General features: G+C 29.2%; 25 protein-coding genes. 5 read left to right on the top strand and 20 right to left on the bottom strand.

Annotation, left to right across the window (positions count from 1 at the left end; translation table 11 throughout):
* Positions 1-42: 42 nt before the first annotated feature.
* From B2694_RS09655 to yeiL, 3 genes are all read right to left on the bottom strand, one after another.
* Positions 43-1,416, bottom strand: coding sequence for an MATE family efflux transporter (locus B2694_RS09655; protein WP_346885547.1), 1,374 nt, complete (start codon positions 1,414-1,416; stop codon positions 43-45).
* Between the two features lie 213 nt (positions 1,417-1,629).
* Positions 1,630-2,604: a ribosome small subunit-dependent GTPase A gene (gene rsgA / locus B2694_RS09650; RefSeq protein ID WP_346885546.1), complete on the bottom strand. Its 975-nt coding sequence runs from the start codon at positions 2,602-2,604 to the stop codon at positions 1,630-1,632.
* A gap of 487 nt (positions 2,605-3,091) precedes the next feature.
* Positions 3,092-3,772 (bottom strand): transcriptional regulator YeiL, encoded by a 681-nt coding sequence (gene yeiL, locus B2694_RS09645; protein WP_346885545.1) that lies wholly within the window; start codon positions 3,770-3,772, stop codon positions 3,092-3,094.
* Between the two features lie 150 nt (positions 3,773-3,922).
* Between yeiL and B2694_RS09640 the strand changes: the two genes are divergently transcribed.
* Together B2694_RS09640 and B2694_RS09635 are read left to right on the top strand one after the other, a co-directional pair.
* Positions 3,923-4,348, top strand: coding sequence for a DMT family transporter (locus B2694_RS09640; protein ID WP_346885544.1), 426 nt, complete (start codon positions 3,923-3,925; stop codon positions 4,346-4,348).
* 58 nt (positions 4,349-4,406) lie between these two features.
* Positions 4,407-4,874: a DMT family transporter gene (locus B2694_RS09635; protein ID WP_346885543.1), complete on the top strand. Its 468-nt coding sequence runs from the start codon at positions 4,407-4,409 to the stop codon at positions 4,872-4,874.
* A 108-nt stretch (positions 4,875-4,982) separates the two neighbouring features.
* Here the strand turns inward: B2694_RS09635 and B2694_RS09630 are convergent, their stop codons facing one another.
* Positions 4,983-5,597, bottom strand: a complete 615-nt coding sequence (locus B2694_RS09630; RefSeq protein WP_035130138.1) for a DUF488 family protein — start codon at positions 5,595-5,597, stop codon at positions 4,983-4,985.
* Between the two features lie 147 nt (positions 5,598-5,744).
* On the opposite strand from B2694_RS09630, the gene B2694_RS09625 reads away from it, so the two are divergent.
* Together B2694_RS09625 and B2694_RS09620 are read left to right on the top strand one after the other, a co-directional pair.
* Entirely contained in the window at positions 5,745-6,230 is a 486-nt protein-coding gene (locus tag B2694_RS09625; RefSeq protein WP_346847348.1) for a permease, read from the top strand.
* Complete coding sequence (locus B2694_RS09620) at positions 6,227-6,766, top strand: permease (RefSeq protein ID WP_346885542.1); 540 nt, start codon at positions 6,227-6,229, stop codon at positions 6,764-6,766. The genes B2694_RS09625 and B2694_RS09620 overlap by 4 nt, the downstream gene beginning before the upstream one ends.
* Positions 6,767-6,890: 124 nt before the next feature.
* Here B2694_RS09620 and B2694_RS09615 read toward each other — a convergent pair whose 3' ends face one another.
* The 13 genes from B2694_RS09615 to B2694_RS09555 form a co-directional block, all read right to left on the bottom strand.
* Positions 6,891-8,021, bottom strand: coding sequence for a DUF1648 domain-containing protein (locus tag B2694_RS09615; RefSeq protein WP_346885541.1), 1,131 nt, complete (start codon positions 8,019-8,021; stop codon positions 6,891-6,893).
* Position 8,022: 1 nt separating this feature from the next.
* The gene (locus B2694_RS09610) at positions 8,023-8,409 is read right to left on the bottom strand and encodes a GntR family transcriptional regulator (protein WP_346885540.1); all 387 of its coding nucleotides are present in this window, start codon (positions 8,407-8,409) and stop codon (positions 8,023-8,025) included.
* 15 nt (positions 8,410-8,424) lie between these two features.
* Complete coding sequence (locus B2694_RS09605) at positions 8,425-10,071, bottom strand: ABC transporter permease (protein WP_346885539.1); 1,647 nt, start codon at positions 10,069-10,071, stop codon at positions 8,425-8,427.
* The gene (locus B2694_RS09600; RefSeq protein WP_346885538.1) at positions 10,064-10,777 is read right to left on the bottom strand and encodes an ABC transporter ATP-binding protein; all 714 of its coding nucleotides are present in this window, start codon (positions 10,775-10,777) and stop codon (positions 10,064-10,066) included. Before B2694_RS09600 ends, B2694_RS09605 begins: the two co-directional genes overlap by 8 nt.
* A gap of 147 nt (positions 10,778-10,924) precedes the next feature.
* Positions 10,925-12,121 (bottom strand): alanyl-tRNA editing protein, encoded by a 1,197-nt coding sequence (locus B2694_RS09595; protein ID WP_346885537.1) that lies wholly within the window; start codon positions 12,119-12,121, stop codon positions 10,925-10,927.
* Positions 12,122-12,182: 61 nt separating this feature from the next.
* Entirely contained in the window at positions 12,183-13,160 is a 978-nt protein-coding gene (locus B2694_RS09590) for a D-2-hydroxyacid dehydrogenase (RefSeq protein ID WP_346885536.1), read from the bottom strand.
* Between the two features lie 38 nt (positions 13,161-13,198).
* Positions 13,199-15,154, bottom strand: a complete 1,956-nt coding sequence (locus B2694_RS09585; protein WP_346885535.1) for a translation factor GTPase family protein — start codon at positions 15,152-15,154, stop codon at positions 13,199-13,201.
* A gap of 269 nt (positions 15,155-15,423) precedes the next feature.
* On the bottom strand, positions 15,424-16,662 hold the full coding sequence (locus tag B2694_RS09580; RefSeq protein WP_346885534.1) for a cation:proton antiporter: 1,239 nt from the start codon (positions 16,660-16,662) through the stop codon (positions 15,424-15,426).
* A gap of 5 nt (positions 16,663-16,667) precedes the next feature.
* Entirely contained in the window at positions 16,668-17,288 is a 621-nt protein-coding gene (locus B2694_RS09575) for a TetR/AcrR family transcriptional regulator (protein WP_035130118.1), read from the bottom strand.
* Positions 17,289-17,484: 196 nt separating this feature from the next.
* Positions 17,485-18,096: a class I SAM-dependent methyltransferase gene (locus B2694_RS09570; protein ID WP_346885533.1), complete on the bottom strand. Its 612-nt coding sequence runs from the start codon at positions 18,094-18,096 to the stop codon at positions 17,485-17,487.
* A gap of 36 nt (positions 18,097-18,132) precedes the next feature.
* Positions 18,133-18,321, bottom strand: a complete 189-nt coding sequence (locus tag B2694_RS09565; RefSeq protein ID WP_346885532.1) for a hypothetical protein — start codon at positions 18,319-18,321, stop codon at positions 18,133-18,135.
* Between the two features lie 133 nt (positions 18,322-18,454).
* Positions 18,455-19,348: an SPL family radical SAM protein gene (locus tag B2694_RS09560; RefSeq protein WP_346885531.1), complete on the bottom strand. Its 894-nt coding sequence runs from the start codon at positions 19,346-19,348 to the stop codon at positions 18,455-18,457.
* Positions 19,349-19,370: 22 nt separating this feature from the next.
* Positions 19,371-19,820 carry a DUF523 domain-containing protein gene (locus B2694_RS09555; RefSeq protein ID WP_346885530.1) on the bottom strand — a complete coding sequence of 150 codons (450 nt, stop codon included), beginning with the start codon at positions 19,818-19,820 and terminating at the stop codon, positions 19,371-19,373.
* Between the two features lie 231 nt (positions 19,821-20,051).
* On the opposite strand from B2694_RS09555, the gene B2694_RS09550 reads away from it, so the two are divergent.
* Positions 20,052-20,900 (top strand): patatin family protein, encoded by an 849-nt coding sequence (locus tag B2694_RS09550; RefSeq protein ID WP_346885529.1) that lies wholly within the window; start codon positions 20,052-20,054, stop codon positions 20,898-20,900.
* A gap of 205 nt (positions 20,901-21,105) precedes the next feature.
* On the opposite strand, the gene B2694_RS09545 is transcribed toward B2694_RS09550, so the two are convergent.
* The 3 genes from B2694_RS09545 to B2694_RS09535 form a co-directional block, all read right to left on the bottom strand.
* On the bottom strand, positions 21,106-22,416 hold the full coding sequence (locus B2694_RS09545; RefSeq protein ID WP_346885528.1) for a sodium-dependent transporter: 1,311 nt from the start codon (positions 22,414-22,416) through the stop codon (positions 21,106-21,108).
* A gap of 404 nt (positions 22,417-22,820) precedes the next feature.
* Positions 22,821-24,134, bottom strand: a complete 1,314-nt coding sequence (locus B2694_RS09540) for an FtsW/RodA/SpoVE family cell cycle protein (RefSeq protein WP_346885527.1) — start codon at positions 24,132-24,134, stop codon at positions 22,821-22,823.
* Positions 24,122-24,466, bottom strand: coding sequence for a PadR family transcriptional regulator (locus B2694_RS09535; protein WP_346885526.1), 345 nt, complete (start codon positions 24,464-24,466; stop codon positions 24,122-24,124). The genes B2694_RS09540 and B2694_RS09535 overlap by 13 nt, the downstream gene beginning before the upstream one ends.
* Between the last annotated feature and the right edge of the window lie 56 nt (positions 24,467-24,522).

Raw genomic sequence — 24,522 nt, 5'->3', positions numbered from 1 at the left:
GATTTCATAACCCCCTATTTTTATTATGTTATAAGGTATTAATTATTCCTCTTCTTCTATGGCAAAATCTCTAGTAACATCTCTTACCCATTTCCCACTACTTACTCTTACTATACTAACCAAAGATTTTATTATCTCATCACACCTAATTATAAAAAATACAGCTACTATTGGTAACCCTAATATATCTACTGCTATGAATCCTCCTGGAATAGCTACACACCACATAAATATAATATCATTTAATAATACAAATCTTGCGTCTCCTCCACCTCTTAGAACTCCCATCATCATATTACTTCCTAAAGCTTGGAATATAACAATAATAGAGGTTACACTCATAATTTCCATAGCAATTAATTTTGTACTTTGTGGAACATTGTAGAAGTTTACTATTACGGGCTTAATAACATATATTATTCCGCTAGCAATAAGCCCTGTAATTACACTAAATACACCTATTGTAAAGGCATATTCCATGGCTTTATTCTTTTTACCTTCACCTATGGTATTACCAATAATAACAGCTGCAGCATTAGATAATCCAAATATAAACACTGTTACAAATTGTTGTGCAACTCCATTTATACTATTTGCCGCTACTGTACTTGTTCCCATTTTTGCTACAATAACTGAAATCATAGAGGAGCCTGTAGACCAAAGCAACTCATTAAATAGTACTGGTGTACATGTGGATACATAGTCCTTTAATATAACCTTATCCACCTTTAATAGATGCTTAGGTCGTAATTTTATCTTCTTCTCAAAATAAATCATAAATATTATAACTATTATAAACTCTGCGATTCTTGCCATAACGGTAGCAATAGCTGCACCTCTTATGCCCAAGGCTGGGAATCCAAATTTTCCAAAAATAAATACCCAGTTAAAAAAAGCATTTACCAACAATGACACACTATATACTAACATTGAAATTTTTACTGTTTTTACAGAACGAAGCATCATTATTGTACAGTTTGTTAAACCATAGAATATGTATCCTATGCAAACTATTCTAAGATAGCTAGCCCCACCTTGTATAACAGCCATATCATTAGAAAATATACTCATGAACTGTGTTGGTAATAGTGCTGCTATGGCTATAAATATAATTATTATAACAGTACAAACTCTATACATAATTGCAAGTATCTTATGAATAGAATTTACATCTTTCTTCCCCCAATATTGAGATATCATAATATTTGATCCACTAGCTAGTCCAAAAAGTAGAATCATCAAAATAAAAAATAAATTATTTGCTAAAGCTACTGATGATAATTGGACTTCCCCTAAAGATCCTACCATTAAGGTATCTATCATACTTACTGCAAAAGTAATTAAGTTCTGTATAGCTATGGGTACTGATATACTAAAAAGTAATCTGTAAAATTTCTTATCTGTAGTTATTTTCATATAAATATTCTCCGTATTAATCCAATTTAATAAAATAATTATACCATATTTCACATGTAAAATAACCATACATATTTCTACAAATGTGCATGGTATGTATGGTTATTTTAGAATAATAAATATATTAATGCTAATTTCTTTATTATGAATATATTAATAAAATTATTTATGCTCTTAGAAAATTTCATCAACTTCCAAAATACATATTTTCACCTATCTTCTTATTCTAGCTTTTCTTTCATTTATTCTCTCTTTAGCCCTTCTGCGTTTTTCTTCATTAGCTATTTCTTTTTTTATTTTTTCATAACTTATAAATCTCTCCTTAGATAATTCTCCTCTTTCAATGGCTTGTTGAACAGCACATTTAGGTTCACTTTTATGCTTACAATCTGAAAAGTGACACTTTAATGCAAGATCTTCTATATCCTTAAAGGTGGCTTCTACGTCTCCCTGACTTAGCTGAAGTTCTCTCATTCCTGGAGTGTCTATTATAGCTCCCCCTGTTGGCAACACAAACAACTCTCTATGGGTTGTAGTATGCCTTCCCTTGTCATATTCATCAACTTCCTTAGTAATTTGCACTTCTTTTTCTAATAATTTATTTATTATAGTAGATTTTCCAACCCCTGAAGACCCAATAAAAACTACAGTATCATCGCTTTTTATAATATTTCTTACTACCTCTACACCTTCACCAGTTAAAGAACTTACACTTATCTTATCTATACCTAATGCCACCTGGTCTAAGGATAATAATTTATCTTCTAAATCCTCACATAAATCTAATTTAGTTAATAAGATAACAGGTGTAGCACCACTATCCCACGCTATATTAATATATCTTTCTAACCTTCTTAGGTTAAAATTATTATTTAAAGACATTGTTATAAAAATCTTATCTATATTTGCAGCTAATGCCTGTTCTTCACTTTTTACTCCTGCTACCTTTCTACAAATAAGTGTTTTTCTTTCTTGAATCTGATGTATTATTCCTTCTCCATAACCAAGCTCTTCATAATTAACCCAATCCCCTACAACTGGATAATCCTTTTTATTAATCAATTCATATTGTAACTTACCTGATAGGGTAGCTGATATTTCTCCTTTTTCAGTTATTATCTTGTATAAATTTCTATGCTGAGCATACACTCTTCCTATTGAATATTCATTTATATTATTTTCTCTCACCTATATAATCCCTCTTTCTAACTTTATACTTTAATTTATTTTCATTTAATAAGACGTTGAACTTATGCCCTTTAGCTTTTTTTATAATAACCTTACTGGTTAAAAAACTTTATTTTTGCATACAAAAAAACCTTGGATTAAGCTACTCCAAGGCATAAGTTCAAATTAAATATAGTTATAAAATTAGGATTATAATCTTATTATATTTCTAAGGTTTTAAACTGAATATAATTATTATATTAATCCACTGAAACTAACATTTAAATCTTAAATTTGGAGCGGCTGTATATACTTCATCTAATATTAATCTTTCTCTGTTCATCATAATACAACAACTCCTCTCAAATTCGATTTATATATTTATAATATCAATACATATATTAAGCATACATCAAATATACATATTTGTAAATAATTAAATAACAAATTTCTATAAATATTTTAAATTTTATAAAATTAAAAATATTTATATACTCACCTTTATTACCTATTTATATAAATCCACGGCTAAACTTCTAAGTATTTCTTCATTAATAATTTCATATCCGTAACTGTCTTTTTTTAATACTTCCCTATTTATTAAATTATTTATAGTCCTTAATAGATGTCTATAGCTAGTTCCTAGCAACTCAGCAATTTCTGTTAATGTTTCATTAAAAACAACTCTATTTCCTTCTTCCCTTGTTGCCATTATATAGCTTGCTAATCTGTTTTCCAGTGGATATAGTAAATTGATTGATCCATTTCTAGATGAAGTATCCATTTTATTTCCCAAGGAACTGCATATAAATCTTAGAAACTTAGCATCATTTAATAATTTTTCTCTTACCTTTTTAAAAGATAAGCCAATACAATAAGCATCCTCTATAACTTCCATATTTGTAGTTGCCTTTGTAAAATTGATTAATTCTAAATCTCCTAGTACCATAAGTGGATAGTAAAAACATATTAAAAGGGATTTACCATTTTTTAAACTAATATATACTTTAGCCTTCCCTTCTACAAAAAAGAATAAATAATCTATAGGCTCATCTTCCTTACATAAAAATTCATTTCTCTTAAAGTGAAATAATTCCATATATTCTCTCATATCACTGGTAAAGATATCATTAATATTGTATTTATTTATATATGTGTTCATAAGTTCTGAGTTATTTATTTTCTTCATATTTTTCTCCTAAATCATATAAATCATATAAATTATTTATTAAAATCATTTTTCACCTTAAATACTTTCTTAATACAACTATGACATATGTCATAATACTTCTCAACTACTTTATGATAAATTCAATATGTAACTAAAAGGGGGATTGTCATGAATATTTTTATTTCTATATTTATAGGTTCATTAATTTCAGTAATGCTTGTGTTTAATGGAACCTTATCAAGGACTATTGGTAATTATTCTTCCAGTGTACTCATTCACATAATAGGATTAATTACTATTATTACTGTATTATTTGCTACTAAATCAAAATTGAAAATTCAAAAAGGTATTCCTATTTTATGGTACAGTGCTGGAGCCGTTGGAGTATTTACAGTGCTTTTTAGTAATATAAGTTTTGTGGCTCTTGGCGCTTCTTTAAGCATTTCTCTAGGATTACTTGGTCAAGCAATTTCTTCTATTATCATAGATAACTATGGATTATTTGGAATGAAAAAGATTAAATTTAACGGTAAGAAGTTCATAGGTTTATCAATTATGATTATAGGTATCATAATTATGACTATTTTTAAATAATGATAGGAGGTGAACTTTAATAAGGCTATTTAATCTATAACCTTATTAAGGATAAATAATGATATATATTATAATTTCTATTTTAGCTGGTGTAACTATTGTTATAGGTAGAACTATAAATTCTAAATTAGCAGAGAAAATCGGTATATTTCAAGGAACCTTTTTTAACTATGTAGTTGGACTGTTTTTCTCAGTAGTATTTCTTTTATTCAGCAAAGAAACCTTTCCTTCAACCTTTAGTAGCTTTAGCACAATACCCTTCTTAGCATATTTAGGAGGACTCCTAGGAGTTATAACCATAGTTATTTCAAATTACATGACTCCGAGAATATCTTCTTTTTATCTAACTCTCTTTATATTTATTGGGCAATTATTTATGGGTATAGTAATTGACTATATCACCTTAGGTAAAGCATCTACAGGAAAAGTTATTGGAGGTATTTTAGTTCTTATAGGATTGGCCTATAATCTTATAGTAGATAAAAATGACACTCCTTGTGATGAAAGTGAAATTCTCAAAGCATAAGCAAATGAATACATCCAAATTATTCATCAATAATAATAAGTCCAAGTATAAGTAATTAGTAATAAAAATTACTTACGCTTGGACTTGAATTATTTTATAGATATCCTTTTATTTTAAATGCTCAATCCGATATCCGATTTCTTTATTGGCTAATCGATATCCTTCTTCTATTAATTCTTTCTCTGTAGGTGCAGTTCCAAGGATATTATCTATAGTAATTTGATCTCTATCACTAAAATATTTATCTAATAGATTTCTTTCCATATCTTCCTGAGAAGCTAGAGAATAATCGTCTAATATATGTCCTACAGTGAATCCATGATCTTTTAAAGCCCTCCCCACTAAGATGCTTCTATGACATCTTATAGGATCTTGCATCGCACCTAATAATGCTATTCTATATCCTTTTTCACAGCCATTCTTTAGCCTTTGAATACCTTTTATAAAATCTTCTTCATATACTACCTTCTCGAAATCTGAATACCCTTCATCATAATATGATATCTTATTTTCTCTCTTAGCAGCTAACTCTTTAGCCATATAGATATAAATAAAGCCTTCCTTTTTTAAAGTTTCCCTTATTGTTTCCTTGTCAAATTGAATATTATACTTTGAATAAGGAGTTCCTCTAATATCTACTACACAGTCAATGTTATAATGTCTTAGCATTTGAATTAACTTCTCTACAGTATAATTAGAATGTCCTATTGTAAATATTTGCATAATCTCTTCTTCCTTCATTAGTATAATCTATATTATTCATCACTCTTCTCTTTTCATACCCTTGATAATACTTATTATACTATAATTATGTAACCTCACAAATTTATGAGCATAATATGATTTTATAGAGTTATTGGAAGTGATGTTATGACAGGTGTTATTCTATACACTTTAGCTTTAGTGCTACTTCTTATTTCTTTAATTAAAGATAAGAAGAAAACTATTAAGGCTCTAAAAATTTCCCTTAAATCCTTTGAAAACATAATGCCTCAATTTTTAGGTATCATTATCACTGTAGGAATTCTCCTTGCTATAGTAGATGCAGCTACCATATCAAAATTAATGGGTTCTAATTCTGGGTTTTTAGGAGTTATTATTTCTTCTATTACTGGTTCCATAACTATGATGCCAACTTTTGTAGCCTTTTCATTAGGTAATACACTACTTGAAAGTGGAGCGGGTTATCCACAAGTGGGAGCTTTAATTTCTACTCTAACCATGGTTGGTATCATGACATATAGCTTAGAGTCAAAATATATAGGTAAAAAAGCTGCCTTTCTTAGAAATTTTATAGCCTTTGTCTTTTCCTTTGTAGTAGCTTTCTTTATTGGAAAGGTGGTGACTTTATTTTGATTAAACTACTTAACTTTCTAAAAAGGTATTCCTTTTTCCTTTTAAGTTTATTAATACTTATCTTAGTATTCGTCTTTAATTGGGACTTAGGAGCTAAAAGCTTTATTAATGCTCAATCTAGCTTTATTCAGATGTTATCTGTACTTCCACCTATTATGATTCTTCTTGGCCTTATTGATGTGTGGGTTCCAAAAGAGGCATTAATGAAATATATGGGGAAGAACTCCGGATTTACTGGTGTTTTATTTGCTATTCTTATTGGCTCTATAGCTGCTGGGCCCATGTATGCTGCATTCCCTTTTACTGCAGTGCTTTTAAAAAAAGGAGTTAAATTTAGTAATATTATTATTTTTATGAATGCCTGGTGTGTTACTAAAATTTCTACATTACTCTTCGAAGTTTCCGCTATAGGTTATGCCTTTACCCTATCTAGATTAGTAATTGATGTACCTGGAGTCATCATAATGGGTTATTTAGTGGAATGGCTTATGAAAAAAGAAGATATAGATAATCTATATTTACGTTATGATACTTAAGAAGTATAGAATTAAGGAGTTACTAAATCAACTAAGGTTTTAATTTCATTATACTGAAATTAAACTTTATTCTAAGATTTTAGTAACTCCTTTAATTCTGATTTAATTTTTATACACAATACAATCAAGTAAGCAATATAGACATAATTATATTACTTATTATAAATACTATAAGTCCTCCCACAGCTATCCAAGACTTTGGATGAGCAAAGTTTACTGTCCAACCTACACCCAACCTTTTCTCTACCATCCAAGCTGGATCATTTTTATTATAATAAATACTTCCTAGTATCCATTTATCATCATCATCTTTATATAACTCGTCTTTTTCACCTTTTGTTTCAATATTTCTTCCACCTTGACCAACTTTGATAAAAACAATGATAAATATAATCATAGTTATCATGAAAATTACCATAAATACATAGTTAATTATCATCGGATCAAAGTTAAATAATATAGATGCTTGAATTAAGGAAAACATAATAAGCATTTGTAGTATCATTACCATCATTAATATTGACCCTATTTTTTTAAACTTCCTCTTTCGAATAATAGCCTTCTCAATACTTCCACTATTTAAATCTACCTTAGAATTAATAATCACTTTATTTATTCCATATAATAATGCTGTTAAAAAAATTTGAACAATTGGAAATTGGTATATTATAAAGAAACCTCTTAAAGTCTCCTTTTTAAACACCCCAAAGCTAGTATAAGGAATATCCATCACCTTAGGTAATGCATCATATCTATACATAGTTACTAAAATACTTACTAAAGGAAAGATAAATAATAATAAAAACCATTTTGAATCTATAGGTTTTATCTTTTCATCCTTTTTAGGCTTTCTTAGAGTAGTCTCTACCACTACTACATTTCTTTTAGTATAAGTCCAGTCTCTATGCTTTTTTAAGGTTTTAACCTTTTTATAATATGGAATATATACTATAAAGCTTATTATTAAACTACCTATAATAAGTATTGCCATTATAAATCCTAAAGTATTTTCACTATAGTTATCAAGATTAAAGAATAAAATATTTACTCCTAAGAGCATAATAAAAAATATGATTGAAATAACTATTCTATAAGATTTTTCTATATCTTTTAGCTCCTTTTCTTCTTGATATTCCTTAGGAAATCTCACTCCAAAGAAAATGCCACTATTAGATGTTTTGTTCACAAAAAAACTAGTTAAAAATATAAATAATAACATGAAATTCATAAATGCTAAGAATAACCACTTATCCATATTAGCTATCCTCCTTCTTAAATCCACTAAAAATAGCGTCAATATAGCTCTTTATATCTTCTTTACTTATACCTCTATTAAAGCACTCAGCCATATAATACTCTAACTGGTAATTTAAGTTTTCATTAAACTCCTCGTTAGAGCTCTTTAAGCTAAGAGATACAAAAGCTCCTTTTCTTCTATCTATTTTAATATATCCATCATCCTTTAAAAGTGAATATGCTTTATTAACTGTATGCATATTCACTCCAATATCATCAGCTAACCCTCTAACGGATGGAAGTTCTTCTCCTTCTTCTAGTTCTCCTCTTGCTATACCTTCAACTACCTGATTCTTTATCTGTACATATATAGGTATATCTGAGTCAAAGTCTATTTTTAAAATCAAAATCTCATCTCCTATTTAACTCCTTAGTTTATTAAACAACTTTTCTCCCTTAGTTTTCAATATTGTACATACTAATAATATCAAAAGTAATAGTAATAATGCTATAACCCCTAGATATAAATTTATATTTGTAATCGCAAATACCTTGTTAATTCCAATAGTTATAAAAATCATTACAACTACAAGCACTGCTCCCATAAGAATACTTATCATAGAACTTAAACTTTGCTTTACAACCTGTACTTCTGAAGTCCAGTCTAACTTAGGGAAAAATAAGTTAATCAAAAGGCCCCCAACTGATACTAAAATAGCTAATAGTGTAGGAATTAATATAGTCCACATAAAATTTATTAGGGTTAATTTAAAGGCTATGGCAAACATAATTGAATCCACTACTATAGTTGGTATTAGTAAAAGAATATTAACTCCTATCTTACCAATGAATATATCTTTAACTTCTAGTGGAGATGATTTTAAAATCCACAAATTTCTTCCTTCAATTGATATAGATGAACCTGTAGTGCAAGTTAATCCTATACCAAAGGATAATATTATAAGTGGTGCAAATTGCATTACCTGTTTTAATAGTGGTGCTAGTACCTGAAGGTCTGAATCACTAGATTGTGCCATCTGATCTATGAGAAAATCTCCTCCCATAACTAGAGATGATACAGCAGCTACCGTTACTAAAACTATACCTATTATTGTATTTGTAACATATACAGAAGATGAAAAATATCTTTTTAATTCTTTCTTTATTAAGGCTCCTCTTAAAGTACTTGTTTTTAAGGACCTTAATTTATAATTAGATCTTTTAAAAGTTTCTCCGAGTCTTAAATTTATTGACTTAAAGCTTCTAGCAAAGATTGTTAAAAATATTATAAAAGGAATTATAGACCATAAAATAAATTTAGTCATAGATAATAAGCTTAAATTAGCTAAAGCATCCGTAAAGTAATAAGAAGGTGGATAAATAGTTTTTATCCCTTGGATTATAGATGTACTGTTCTCTATAACTATATTTATAATCTTATCCATTTTAAATGAACCTATCATTACTACAACTACAACTATCAAGGTTCCTATATTTAAAATTAAAGTTTTACGTTTCATTCTTGAAGATACATAGCTAAGAGCAAAGGCTATAATAGCTGCCATAACTATAGGTATAAGCGGAATAAAAACTATTCCTATGAATAAATAAATAAAAAATATACTACTTGTACCAGATTTCATAAAATAAACTATAGCTGGTGGAATTGTTACTAATGCTACAAATAAATAATTTAATAATAATAATTCAATCATCTTACTAGCTAAGATTATACCTGGTTTTATTGGTAAACTCATTAAGGTTTCAAAATCCCTCGAAGAAAAAAGAACACCCTGAGCCTTGTATACAGATGTAAAAAATGAAAACACAGTACTAAGAATCATTGCACTCATCAAAATAAGGCTTAAATATCCATACTGACCTAATTGCTCTACTATAGCCAAGGAATACATTACAATTAACATACCTATAGAAAATATGCCTAGTAGTATTGCTAAAAATATGGATACGTTTTTTATTTTTTCACTCTTTGATTCTTCCTTTAGGAATTTATTTATTCCCCAAGTATTCATAATGCTATTTTTTAATAGAACTTTTAAATTACTCATTGTCAATCAACTCCATAAATATTTCTTCTAGACTACCATCACCTTTAACTTTATTGGTGTCTCCTGAAGCTACTATCTTTCCACCTTTAATAATAGCTATCTTATCGCATAATTTTTCAGCAACTTCTAGCACGTGAGTAGAGAAAAATATAGCTCCTCCTTCATTACATAATTCTCTCATAAATCCTTTTAAAATATGTGCTGCTTTAGGATCAAGTCCAACAAAGGGTTCATCTAGAATTAGTAATTTAGGCTTATGAATAAGTGCTGATATAAGGGCTAACTTTTGCTTCATACCATGAGAGTAGGATGAAATTAAATCTCCTAGAGATTTTGTAAGTTCAAAGGCTTCACTATACTTTTTTATAAAGGCCTCTCTTTCTTCCTTTGATACCTTAAAAATATCTCCTATAAAGTTTAAATATTGAATGCCTGTTAAGGAATCATATAAATCTGGATTATCAGGAATATATGCTATATCCTTCTTACATTCTATAGGACTTGGCTTTATGGAATTACCATTTATTAAAATCTCTCCTTCTTCAAAATCTAAAATTCCTACTACTGCTTTGATAGTAGTAGTTTTTCCTGCACCATTATGACCAATAAATCCAAAGATTTCTCCTGGTTTCACTTCAAGAGATATACTATCTACAGCCTTTTTACCACCACTATAAGACTTTGAAAAATTATTTATCTTTAACATTTTACATACCACCTTATTTGTTATATCTGTTATATATAATATATAACAGATATAACAAATGTTCAAGCATTATTAAATTTTAAAATAAATAAAAAGTTAGGTTTTATTTAAATTTAATAACCTAACTTTTAACTTAATAATTTTTCATTATTTACCTTTTATTTTATTTATAGCATAATCTAGAGTTCCATCTAAATTATTATTATTCTTTCCACCACCTTGAGCTTGATGACTACTTCCTCCACCTTTACCATCAATTAAAGTTATTGCATCTTTTAATAGTTCATTCATAGATATTCCTTTAAAATCCTTTGATGCTGCAAAGATAAGGTTTGCTCTTTCTCCATTTTTAATTGCCATTAATGCTATAGTATTGTTATTTTCAATAATCTTTGAAGTTACCTTATTTACATACTTAGTATCTTCATTATCATAAACTTTTTTAACTATAGTTATATTTTCTACTTTCTCCCCTTTTTCAACCATATCTTTTACTTCATAAGCAGCTACTTCTTCACTTAGCTTTTTATTTTTTTCTAGAGCAGCTTTAAGATTTTCGTTCATATTTTTTATGCCATTTATAGCCTCATCTTCACTGGCATTTAAATATCTACATACTCTTGTAGTAAATTTATCTTTTCTAAAGGAATCTTCTATTGCTCTTTTCCCTGATACATATTCTATTCTTGTTGCTCCTTTATGTTTTTCCCATCTTCTTACCTTAATCATTCTTAGTTCTAAGGTTGACTTTGGATGTACTCCACAACATGCATTAATATCTAAATCTGAAATCTTAACAACTCTTATTTCTTCATTAGTATTAGGTAATGCTCTTCTTAATCCCATCTTCTTTAACTCTTTTTTATCTGGAACTAAAAATTCTACTTGAAGATCATCTCCTATAATTAGATTTGCAGCCTTTTCAGCTTCTCTTATCTTTTCTTCTTCTAATATTCCCTCTATATCTACAGTACATATTTCTCTTCCCATATGAAAACCCACTGTATTTGCATTAAATATTTTATAAAAACACCCTGATAAAACGTGCTGTCCAAGGTGTTGATCCATGCAATCCCTTCTTCTTTCCCAATCTATAGAGCACTTTAATTTATGAAGCTTTATAGGCTTTTTATTAAGAACATGATATATAATACCCTCTTCTTCGTAAACATCTATTACTGGTTCATTTTCTATAAATCCTAGATCACAAAATTGACCTCCACCTCCTGGGAAAAAAGCTGTTTTATCTAAAACCACATGAAACTTCCCATCTTTCTCTTCTACCTTCTCTAATTCAGCTACAAATTCTTTAATATATTGATCTTTATAATAAAGCTTCTCCATTGTCTCTCTCTCCTTTAACCAATGTATAACTAAAGTTCTAACTTTAGCCTTAATTTAAATATTACTTTGTCTTTAAATCTCTATATCCTGTAGATAAGTTAACTACATTCCTGAGTTCCTTTCCCTTTATAAAGCGTTCTAAATTATTAACAGCAATTTTAACTATACGATGGTGGGTTTCCTTTAGATTATAATTTCCAGAAACATGAGGTGTAATTATTGCATTTTTTATTCCCCAAATCCTATGATCCTTTGGCAATGGCTCAGGGTCTGTCACATCTAAAGCTGCTCCTAAAAGTTTCCCACTTTCTAAAGCATCACAAAGTGCTTCAGTATCTATAGCTGTACCTCTACCTACATTTATAAGTACAGAATCCTTTTTCATTTTAGAAATTTTCTCTTTAGAGAATAATTTATAGGTTTCCTTAGTTTCTGGTAAACTTAATGCTACCACATCTGCTTTAGGCAATAACTCATCAACCTTATCCATAAGATATAATTCATCTAAATATTCAGGTTTATTAGTATCACTTCTTCTTACTCCTATAGTATATCCACCTAGAGCTTTTATTCTCTTGGCAAAGTCTCCTCCAATATCACCAAGTCCAATAACTAAAGCAGTACATCCACAAATAGATTTAACTTCACCCTCATTCTTCCAAAGACTATTATTTTGATTATCCCTATAAAGGTATAACTTTTTATATATAGAAAGTAGTACACCTATCATATGTTCTGATATAGCGAGTCCATAGGCTCCACTTGAATTAGTTAGTTTTACTCCCCTTGGAAGCACCCCTTCTTTTACAAATAAATCAGCTCCTGCACTATCAAGTTGTAACCACTTTAAGTTTTTACATCCTTTAACCATATCTAATGGAGGATTACCTATAATTATGTGAGCATCTTCAAGAGTCTCCCTATTTATCTCTTTAGCTGAAGTAAATATAAAATTAGATCCAGGTGCCACTGACATTAAATCAATTTTATGTCTATCGTCCATAGGCATTAATACAACTACATTAATTTCTTTTTCCATAATTAATCACTCCTAATATATTAAATTTCTAAAAATATTTATTTAAGACAATGAATATGTTCCTTAACTTCATACCAAGGTACTGCATACCCTACACCCTTCGCACAAAAAATTGAAGATGATGTGTATTCAGGATCTATATCCTTGTTATAGCTTTTAGCTTCTATAACCTCTTCTGGATTATGACATATATCATACCCATGAAATACCAGACTTAAGCTGCCCTTTCCCTTTGTGAATGCTTGAAAGTCCAAAGCATAATTCATAAAGGTAGCTACAGGACCTCTTCCTTCAATTATAACTCTTTCTCCATAACTTTTAGGCTCATTAAAGCTACCACTCATTTTTTGAATATCACTGATAACTCTACCAATTAAGTTTATCTCTACATCTATTTTAAATTTGTAATAGGGTTCTAGTAATAGATTTTTAGCACTTTCTAATCCTTGTCTAAGGGCTCTTTTAGTTGCTTCTCTAAAATCTCCACCTTCAGTATGCTTTAAATGTGCTCTTCCATTCATAAGGGTTATTTCTATATCTGTAATTGTACTTCCTGTAAGTATTCCCTTGTGATCTCTTTCAAATATGTGAGTTCTTATAAGATTTTGATTTCCTGTAGTTAAAAAATCACTGTGGCATTTATTTTTAAAAGTAATCCCAGATCCTCTATGCCCTTCTTTTAACTTAAAATAAACCTCTGCATAGTGGCGAAGAGGCTCAAAATGTCCAAAGCCGTCCACTTCTCCTTCCATGGTTTCCTTATATAATATTTCTGGGGTTCCAAAATCCACTGATAAGTTAAATCTATCTTTTAATATTTCCTTTAAGACTTCTAGTTGTATTTTTCCCATTATACTAATATGAAGCTCTTGTAACTCCTCGCTCCACACTACATTCAGACTATTTTCTTCACTTTCTAAAATTCTAAAGCATCCTAACACTTCTCTAGGGTTTATACTTTTATCAAACTCTACCTTTGCTCTTAAGGTTGGAATCATAAAAAACTCATTTAAATCTAAAACTCCTATGCCCATACCAGTTTTTAAAGAGCTTATGCCTATAATTCCAAAAATTTCACCTGAAATAATTTTATCCTTACTCTCATATTTATTTCCATTATAACTTCTAATTTCATTTATTTTTTCTCTTATTTCTTCTCCATTCGTACTATATATAATTTCATCCTTTACCTTTAACTCACCCTGTAATGCTTTTATAAATGTAACTCTATTACCTTTTTCATCATATTTAATCTTGAATACTCTACCTTTGAAGCATTTATTATCTTTTATCTCTTCATAGTTAGTATAACTAAGACTATTAAAGTTCTCTAAAAACTCTTTTACACCTTCATCTAATAAAGCTGACCCTTTTAAAGCTATAAATATTTTCTCTGACTTTATAAGCTCCTTTAATTTATCTACCCATAAGTAGTTGTCATAGCCTTTATCTAGATAGGTTTCCAGTAATTCCTCATTTCTTTCAGCTATAAATTCTATATTTTCTTTACTTAAATTATATAAATCTTCTTCAACTAAACAAACTTCACTACTTAAGTTATTTCTTATCTCATGGATAACCTTTTGTAAGTCAGCACCTTCTCTATCTGTTTTATTTATAAATATAAAAGTAGGTATATTATTATTTCTTAGTAGCTGCCATACTGTCTCTGTGTGACCTTGCACTCCCTCTACTGCACTTATTAAAAGGATAGCATAATCTAGAACCCCCATAGCTCTCTCCATCTCTGGCGAAAAATCTATATGTCCTGGAGTATCTATTAAATAATATTCTGAATCTTCATAATTAAAAATTCCAATATCAGAAAAAACTGTAATACCCCTTTCTCTTTCTATATTATGACTATCTAGAAAAGCTTCTTTGTGATCAACTCTTCCTCTAGTTTTTATACTCTTTGTATGATAAAGTAATTGCTCAGAAAATGTAGTTTTACCTGCATCAACATGAGCAAAAATTCCTATGGTTTTTTTCACTATAAACTTCCCCTTTATTGTACAATATCATTAGATTTATTTTACCACAATATTCTTTTATGTTTCAGTTATAAATGCAACTTCCCCTAAAACTTTATTTATATAAATAACTTTTATTACTGGTAGATATATTATAACAATTTAATATTGTTATAATAATTAAAATCTCTATTACAAAAAACCACTCAATTTGAATTTCTTCATATTAAGTGGCTTGATTTATTTAATGATTTCATAATCATCTTTTTTTGATTTCTCTATATATTATCTCATTCATTGCTAATTTCCTCTTTTTTATTAAATTCTCCTGCCCACTCAAAAGCCTTTTTAGATGCTATAACTGCGATAACCTCGTTAATAACCGCTGCCGCCGCAATTGTTCCTTGGATGACCTTAGCGTATTCTGGTGCTGGTCCTGATAGAACAGAAACAGTTATACCTGTAAATACGAGAGATACACCTGAATGAGGAAGCAATGTGAGTCCTAAATATTTTTTTACGGTTTCTGGTGAATCTGTTATAACAGCTCCGAATAATGCTCCACCATATTTACCTACAGCTCTTGAGATGATATAAATAGCAGTAAATACTCCGGCACCTAAAATCAGATGATAGTCAAGTGGTGTTCCAAGATTTAAGATAACTACAATCATAGAAATACCAAGAATAGGATTAAATGAGTTCATAATTTGCTCTAGACGTTCTTCTGAAATCATATTAGAAAACGTTGCTGAGAAAGCCATACCAATAAGCATAAAGTTAAGTACAGGCTTTAGTAAAACTAAATCGTTAAATATGAAACCAACACCTGCTGATATTAGTATGGTTGCACTCAGTAGCAATACAGTTACTTTTGGTGAACATTCTCTTTTCAGTACAAATCCTGCAAGCAATCCTACAACAATCCCAATAATAATTGGTAATAAAATTACAAGTAATATCATATAAGCCGGTAGTTTTTGCTCAGATAGATTGGCAGATATAATAGAAATAGTTGAAAAAAATACAATTACTCCTACCATATCATCAAGGGCTGCCATAGGAATTAATGTTTTAGTTACAGGTCCGTCTGTTTTAAACTCACGTACAATAGAAAGTGCTGGTGCTGGTGCAGTTGCAAGAGCAATACCTCCAAATATAAATGCAAGATAAATAGGAAATCCTACAAAATAAAATACAACCCCAAATACCAAGCTCACAATAAAAAATGTTCCTAATGATTGGGTTAATGTTGTTATGATAATTTGCTTGCCCGATTTTTTAATTTTCTTCCAAACAAGCTCCGTGCCTATTAAAAGTCCCACTACACATTCTAAAATATGCATAATTGGTTCATACCAATGAGCATTTAAAACTGCATCATTTACAACTCCAAATGCATGTGGTCCAAGTATCATACCTGTAAGTAACCATCCTAGAATAGCAGGCAACTTTATCTTTGAAACAAGCTTACCTACAATAAAAGCAATTGCAATTGCCACTAAAAGCCTTAAAATTAATAATATCATTGTTTCTACTCCTCCTTTGAAATACCATAAAGCATAATATTCAGTATTTTTGACAGTTTCAGTTCGTGCATTTCTATTAGTGAATTAAAATCCAGATTTTCATAAGCTTTACTTTGAAAATAACCATTGAACATTTCTTGAAAAACAAAGAAGTATTCCATTGCTTCTTCTTCTGTAATATTATCTCGTAGTGTTACATTACTTAATGCCATACGATAGTGACTTATATTAAGTGTGTCAAAATCAGCTCTTAAGTCTTTGATTTGTTCTTTCAAATGTACAGGTGGTTGTAAAATTGCATGAAAGAATATATGACTATAATAATTATTCTCTTTAAAAAAACGATACCTTAAATCAAAATAATTTTGCATGTACTTCTGAAAATCCAATTGGTCAAATTCTTCTTTGCTAAGATAATCTACAAGCTCATCAAAGCAAACCTTAACACATTTTAAAAATAACTCATCTTTATTTTTAAAATAGTGATAGATAAGTCCCTTTGAAATTTTGTTATCGTTGCATATATTATTCAGCGAAGCATTTTCATATGTCTTTGTTCCAAACTCCGCTATGGCAGCATTTAATATTTTATCTTTACTTATCTGACTTTTCTCTTTTTGATTCATAATACCCTCCAAATATAAATATTGACCATATGGTCTATTATATATTATCAAAAACAAACCACATGGTCAATAATATAAATAATTTTACTAATAATTTTTTATAACAAGTTAAATCTTAAATATAAATTTACTTAATTTTTGTTTATAAATATAAAAAGAGCATCCTTTCTTAAGAATGCTCTCATAATTATATATTTTATTTTTTTATACCACACATACTAAACAGTTGATATGGCTGACCTTTACTTTCATTCTCTTTTATGCCTGAATAAAATACCCTTGAACTTGCAACTTGGAATCCTGCTTTCTTTAGCAATGTTTCCATCTCTCCAATTTCAAACCCGTTATGTCCATTAAATCCATGTAATTCATCATGGAATCCACCATCATCAGGACACAAATCTACAACTACTAACTTTCCATCCTTATTAAGTAGCTCATGTAATTTCTTTGTTACCTTTGGTAAATCTTCTATATGGTGAAAAACCATGGATGTATAAATCACATCAAATTTCTCATCATCGTTAAATTGAAATAAATCCCCACACCAAGTTTTCATATTTTTTATTTTGTTTTTTTCTATTTTTAATTTTAACTGTTCTATCATTCCTTCAGATAAATCCATCATCAATATATCAGAAAATCTATGAGTTAAATTTTCTGATATAAGCCCTGTACCACATCCAAATTCTAAGGCTCTTAAATTGTTATCTTTATCCAAATAGTTTTCTATTTCAGTACTAATTTTCTTTGCTCTTTGAACCCTATATCTTGTATCCCATTTTTGGGACTCCTCATCAAAATGCATATCTTCATCCCCTTAAAATAAATTTATCCCTTTAGCTTATACTTCTTCTTTGCCTATATCTTTTTTAAATAATTTATTTATAAGAATATAGCCTCCAAGAATTATAACTATTCCTAATGCCCATTTAAAAATCTCTGGAATATCTACAGCCCTAAGTAGATACCTAAAGCCATCCGCAAGTAAAAATCCTATTATCCAATAGACTATTGATTTAATATCCTTCATTTTAATTATATAGATTTTGTCTTAACATATATAAGGCAAACCTTTCCCCCTTTAAATTAAATACTATATACATTTTATCATATATTGAAATATAGGTTAAGTAAGGTAAAGTTAATATTTTATCTTAATAGTCTTAAAATAAACTCAGCTGTTCCTCTTCATAATTCTTTCTATAACCTTTAATTATATCTTTCATTTTGTATATAATTCCATATTTATCACATTCCTCAGTGAAAGTCTTCCAAAGCTTCTTTGCATTAGGAGATTCACATTCATATCTATCACCATAGGTATTAATATATTTACTAACTAAGTTCTCCCTTTGAAATAGTCTATTTAATTGTTCATAGTAATAGACCCTTTGATTCCCTCTAAGGGTAAGTCCCATTCCATAGGCAAATATGAACTTTGCTCCTGAATTATGCGCTTCTCTAATTATATTTCTTATATTTTCTTCTGAATCATTTATAAAAGGAAGAATTGGCATAAGCAATATTCCTGTATATATCCCACTATCACTAAACTGTTTTATAGCCTTAAATCTTTCGCTACTAGATGCCACATTAGGTTCTACCCTTTTACATAGCTCATCATCAAAGGTAGTTACAGTTATTTTTATTAACACAGGAGAGTGCCTTGAAATCTCCTTTAATATATCAATATCTCTAGTAATTAAAGGGCTCTTGGTGGCAATGGAAACTCCAAAATTATACCTATTAATCTCCTTCAAAGCTTCTCTTGTTAGCTCATATTGTTTTTCAAATGGATTGTAAGGATCACTCATAGCGCCTGTTCCTATTACACCCTTTCTCCTTTTTCCTTTAAGTTCTTTTCCTATAGCTTCTACAGCTTTTTCCTTTGCTCTAACTCTATCAAAATCTTCTATTTGATAACATTCACTTCTGGAATCACAATAAATACATCCATGACAACAACCTTTATAGATATTCATATTGTAATTTATATCAAACCATGAATTATTAGGTATATATTGAGATATTAATTTTTTTGCAGATATATATTCCATGCTAATCACCCCAGCCTAAATATTAGTTATTTAAATTCAATTTATCTAGGTCATTCTCTGTATAGACTTCAACTCCATTTTTCATTAATAATTCTGCTACCAATCCATTACCTTCTATTAATTTTCCAGAAAATTTCCCATCATATACCATACCGTACCCACATGAAGGACTTCTAGACTGTAGTATTGCCTTCTTTATACCAGCAACTTTAATAATTCCTAAAGTTTTCTCTGCTCCCTTTAAAAAACTTTCGGTTAAATCATTACCGTCCTTACTAATTACTCTTTTATTAGAATTTTCATCTATAAAAATCTCACAACAAGCCCTTGGAGTAGGCAAACCAGCTAATTGTTCTGGACATATAGCTATGCCCTTCCCTGCTTTTACTAATTCGGCTACATATTTATTCTCACTATTACTTCCATTATATCTACAATTAACTCCTGCTAAGCATGAACTTACTAAATACATATATAGTCCTCCTTTGTTTTTTATCTATAACTTATACTACAATGCCTAATAGTAATTTATATATATAATTATATCATAGCTTATTTTCAAATTAATATATCTTAACTTTCTATGGAGATATAGGTATAATAAAATATGAAGTTTATTCTAAATAATCATAATTAGAATAATATCTAAATTTAATTATGTAAGATAACAATCTAACAAATTTAATTTTAAGGAGTTGACATCATGAGTAGTTTAATTCTTGAAGGTGGAACCTTTAGACCTATTTTTAGCGCTGGTATAATGGATGCCCTTTTAGATAATGATATTATGTTTCCTTATTGCATTGGTGTTTCAGCAGGTATTACCAATGGCTTTTCATATATATCAAAACAAAAGAAAAGAAATTATGACATTCTAATTAACCATAGACATGATAAAAGATATATAGGCTTTAGAAACTTTTTTAAATGTAAAAGCTTATTTGGTTTAGATTTTGCTTTTGATGAGTTACCTAATAAGATTTATCCCTTTGATATGGATACCTTTAAAAGCTATGAAGGTAAAATTTTAGTTGGTGTGACTAATGCTAAAACTGGATTTACCGAATATTTAAATGGTAAAGATTTAGATGAAAAATGCAATATGTTAAGAGCTAGTTGTGCTATACCTCTTTTCTTTCCTCCAGCTATAATTAATGATAATGAATATTTTGATGGAGGCATCTGTGATCCTATTCCTGTATTAAAAGCCATGGAAGATGGAAATGAAAAACATCTAATTATTTTAACTAGACCTAAGGGATATGTAAAAGATTTAGGTAAAGGCAATATTTTTGCTGCTAAAGTTTTAAAAAAGAAATATCCTAATTTAGTAAAGCCTCTTCTTACACGTCATGAGCTTTACAATGATAGAGTTAAGTATTGTGAACAACTTGAAAGAGATGGCAAAGCTATAATTTTAAGACCTACTGCAGAAGATGGTATTGATAGCTTTGAAAAAGATCTTAATAAAATTAAACACGCCTATAACCACGGATATAATATAGCTTTAGAAAGAATTGATGAAATAAAAAAATTCTTTAGCATTTCATAAAAATATTTATGAATAAAACTATTTAAATATTTACCTATAAACCTATGAAACTATATAAATATTAATATATAAAACTAGTTAACTATGAAAATAGTTAACTAGTTCTTCTGTTCATGCGGGTTTCAGAGAATTTACTATTTAGAATATATAGTTATTGCCCTCTTTAAAATAGGAATATCTACATCTAAAATTAGTATAAACAGACTTATATCCCACCATAAATTATTCCTAGTATTATCACCAATACTGTTATAAGGGTAAAACCATATTTTGAAAACATAAAAAATTTATTTCCTAACTTTCTCTTAGCACCTCTATTTATTTCTTCTAACACCTGTTCTTTGTTGTACATAAAGTAAAACACAATAAATACCAGTAGTGCTGCTAATGGTGATATTACTATAGTAATTACATCTGCAAAGTTACTAAACAAATTCATATTTAAATTTAAAGGTATTGATAATATAAAGGCTACTACAGCTATTAAAATAGTAGAGGTTTTTCTACTTAATTTTGTTTGTGCTATAAAAGATTCTACTGGCCCTTCTAGCATATTTATTGAAGAGCTTATTGCTGCAAATAGTATGCTTAAAAAGAATAATATCATAAGTATTTGTCCACCAGGTATAGCCTTAAATATAGTTGGTATTGTTATAAATAATAGAGGTGGACCTGCTGCTGGATCTAAGCCAAAGGCAAATACTGCTGGCATAATAACAAAGGATGCTAATAATGCCGCAATAGTATCAAGTACCGCGGTACTTACTGCAGACCTTGGAATATCTAAATCCTTCTCTACGTAACTACCATATACCACCATTCCGCATCCATTTAAGGATACTGTAAAGAAAGCTTGACCAAGTGCCATTACCCATGTATTTATCTTAAATAGGTATGACCATTGTGGTGTTAATAGATACTTCACCCCATCTATCGCCCCAGGTAAAGTTAATGATCTGATGGCTAACAATATAAAAATTCCAAAGAGCATAGGCATTATAATTTTATTAATTTTTTCAATTCCTTTAGATATACCCATACATACAATTACTAGAGCCAGTACTATGGCTAATAAATTCCATGGTATAGTTTCAGTGCTTCCTGCAAAACTATCAAAGTACTTAGATATATCAATATTTTTTATATTTCCACTAAGGCTAAGTCCTAAATACTTAATTATCCAACCTACTACCACATTATAAAACATAAACACTCCTGCAAGTCCTATGGCTGGTATAAATCCAAAGAGAGTGCCTCCCTTTAAACCTTTATTCTTAAACCCTTTTTTAATTCCTGTTAAAGCTCCTCCCTCAGCACCTCTTCCAAATGCGAATTCTGTAATTAGCCCTGTGGATCCTAGTATAAGTACAAAAATAAAGTATGGAATTAAAAATACAGCTCCCCCATTTTGACCTAACCTGTAAGGAAACATCCATATATTCCCCAGTCCTACTGCTGCTCCAATACAAGATATCACAAATCCTGCTCTACTTGTAAAGTTTTCTCTGTTTTTCATGTTCTAAGCTCCTTCCTAAAATAAATAAAACCACATAGATTGATTCCATGTGGTTTAAATAAGAAGGCATCAAATATAAAAACCACATAGATATATCTATGTGGTCTAATCACTAAACATTTGAGTGTAGCAAAACTTCCCAACCATCATAGACACAAACCAAATTTGTTAAACTGGCTTGCATCTATAATTGTTTATAAATACAAACCCTATCTATAATAGCTAAGATAATATGCCATATTAACTTTTGTTGATTTAAAGTTAATTTCTCTACTCATTTTAATTCTCCTAAGTGTTATATTTTAATAAATAGTATCACGGATATTTAAGCTTGTCAAATATTTTTCATGCTAATATTTTTATTATATAATAATATTAAACTATAATCTTTATATTATTAAAAACTATTGAATTTCTATATTATATGGCGTATTTCTCCACTTGCATACATTAGATACTAAACCTATAGCTAAAATATTAATTAAAAGTTGGCTTCCACCATAACTAATAAATGGCATGCTTATTGAAACTGTAGGTGCTAATGTCAAGCTAACAGAAATACTTAATAAAAACTGCACTACAAATAATGCACAAAATCCACTTACTAGTAATTTACCATAGGTTTCTTTAGTACTTTTTCCTATTAAACCTATTCTTATTATGAATGCTAAAATTAAAGAAATTAGTATTATTCCAGCAATACATCCAAAGGAATAAACTATATAGGTAAATATAAAGTCTGTATGAATTTCTGGCAACATATTTGGTATAAAATTTGATCCCTGTCCAAATAATCCCGCCGATTCCCTTAAGTTAACTAGTTGATTATAAATCCATCCCATTCCATCTACATCTAATGAAGGATTAAAAAGCACACGAAATCTTTTTATTCTGTAAGGTTCACTAAACATACAAGATAAAAAGATAACCCCTATAGCTCCAAAGGAAGTTATAATATGCTTTAATTTCACACCTGATATAATCATCAAAGTAATAGCTGATATGGCATAGATAATAATGCTAACTGAAGCATTTCCAATAATAAAAAATATTATTGGTACAAAAGCAATAAAAATCCCTTTAAATATACTTTTAGTCTCATTCCAATTCCAATTATCAAACATTCCAGCTAAAGCAATGATTAGAAAAAAAGGTGCTATATTAAAAGCATTAAAACTAATTGGCCCAATAACTATCCATCCCATTGCTCCATTTATATAGCCTGTGTTTATAAAGATTTGGGATATCAACAGAATTATTACTCCACTATAAACATATTTAGAGTACTTTTTTAATCTTCTATAATCAATTTTCAGTAAAACTGCTGCTAATATGATTCCTCCTGATGCATAAACTATAGTTTTACCTAAAAAATTAGCATATGAACTGTGTGACAATGCATTATTCTTCTGAATGAAGCCTAAAGTAAATATGCCAACTAATATAAACAGAGCGGTTATACCTAAAAGCATCCAATCAGGAGATGCTTTATGAACCGTATTCAAATCCCTTCCTATAACTTCGTATGAACCCATTTGCATAATAGCTTTATCTATAGCTTCCTCCTCCGTTATTCCAACATCTCTGTAGTCTTGTATAATCTCTTCTATGTGATCTATAAGTTCATCTTTTATATTTTTATGAACTCTTTTATTTTTAATTAATCCACATACTTCTTCTATATACCTTTCTACCTTCGGATGGTTTACTGTAGACATAAATCTCCCTCCCCTAATACTTCATTAACTGTAGAACTAAACAATTTCCACTCTGCTTCTTTTTCTTTGAGAATTTTGTTACCATTTTCAGTTATCTTGTAATATTTTCTCTTACGCTTTCCTTCGCCTTCATCCCAGTAAGCTTCTATAAAATTTTCATTTTCTAAACTATGAAGAATAGGATATAGAGTTCCCTCTTTAAAAGAGAAAATACCCTTAGACCTTTCTTCTATCTCCTTAATCATTTCATACCCGTACATACTTTTTCGATTAAGCAGACTTAATATAAGTATTGTGGTGCTTCCTTTCAAAAGTTCTTTATTTATTTTCATAATTCCACCCCTTACCTCGGTTTGCTATACATCGTATATCTAGGTATAATTATATA

The organism is Clostridium sp. UBA4395 (genome assembly GCF_002390995.1).
GTDB lineage: Bacteria > Bacillota > Clostridia > Clostridiales > Clostridiaceae > Clostridium_J > Clostridium_J sulfidigenes.
This window is presented reverse-complemented; position numbering and strand designations above follow the sequence as displayed.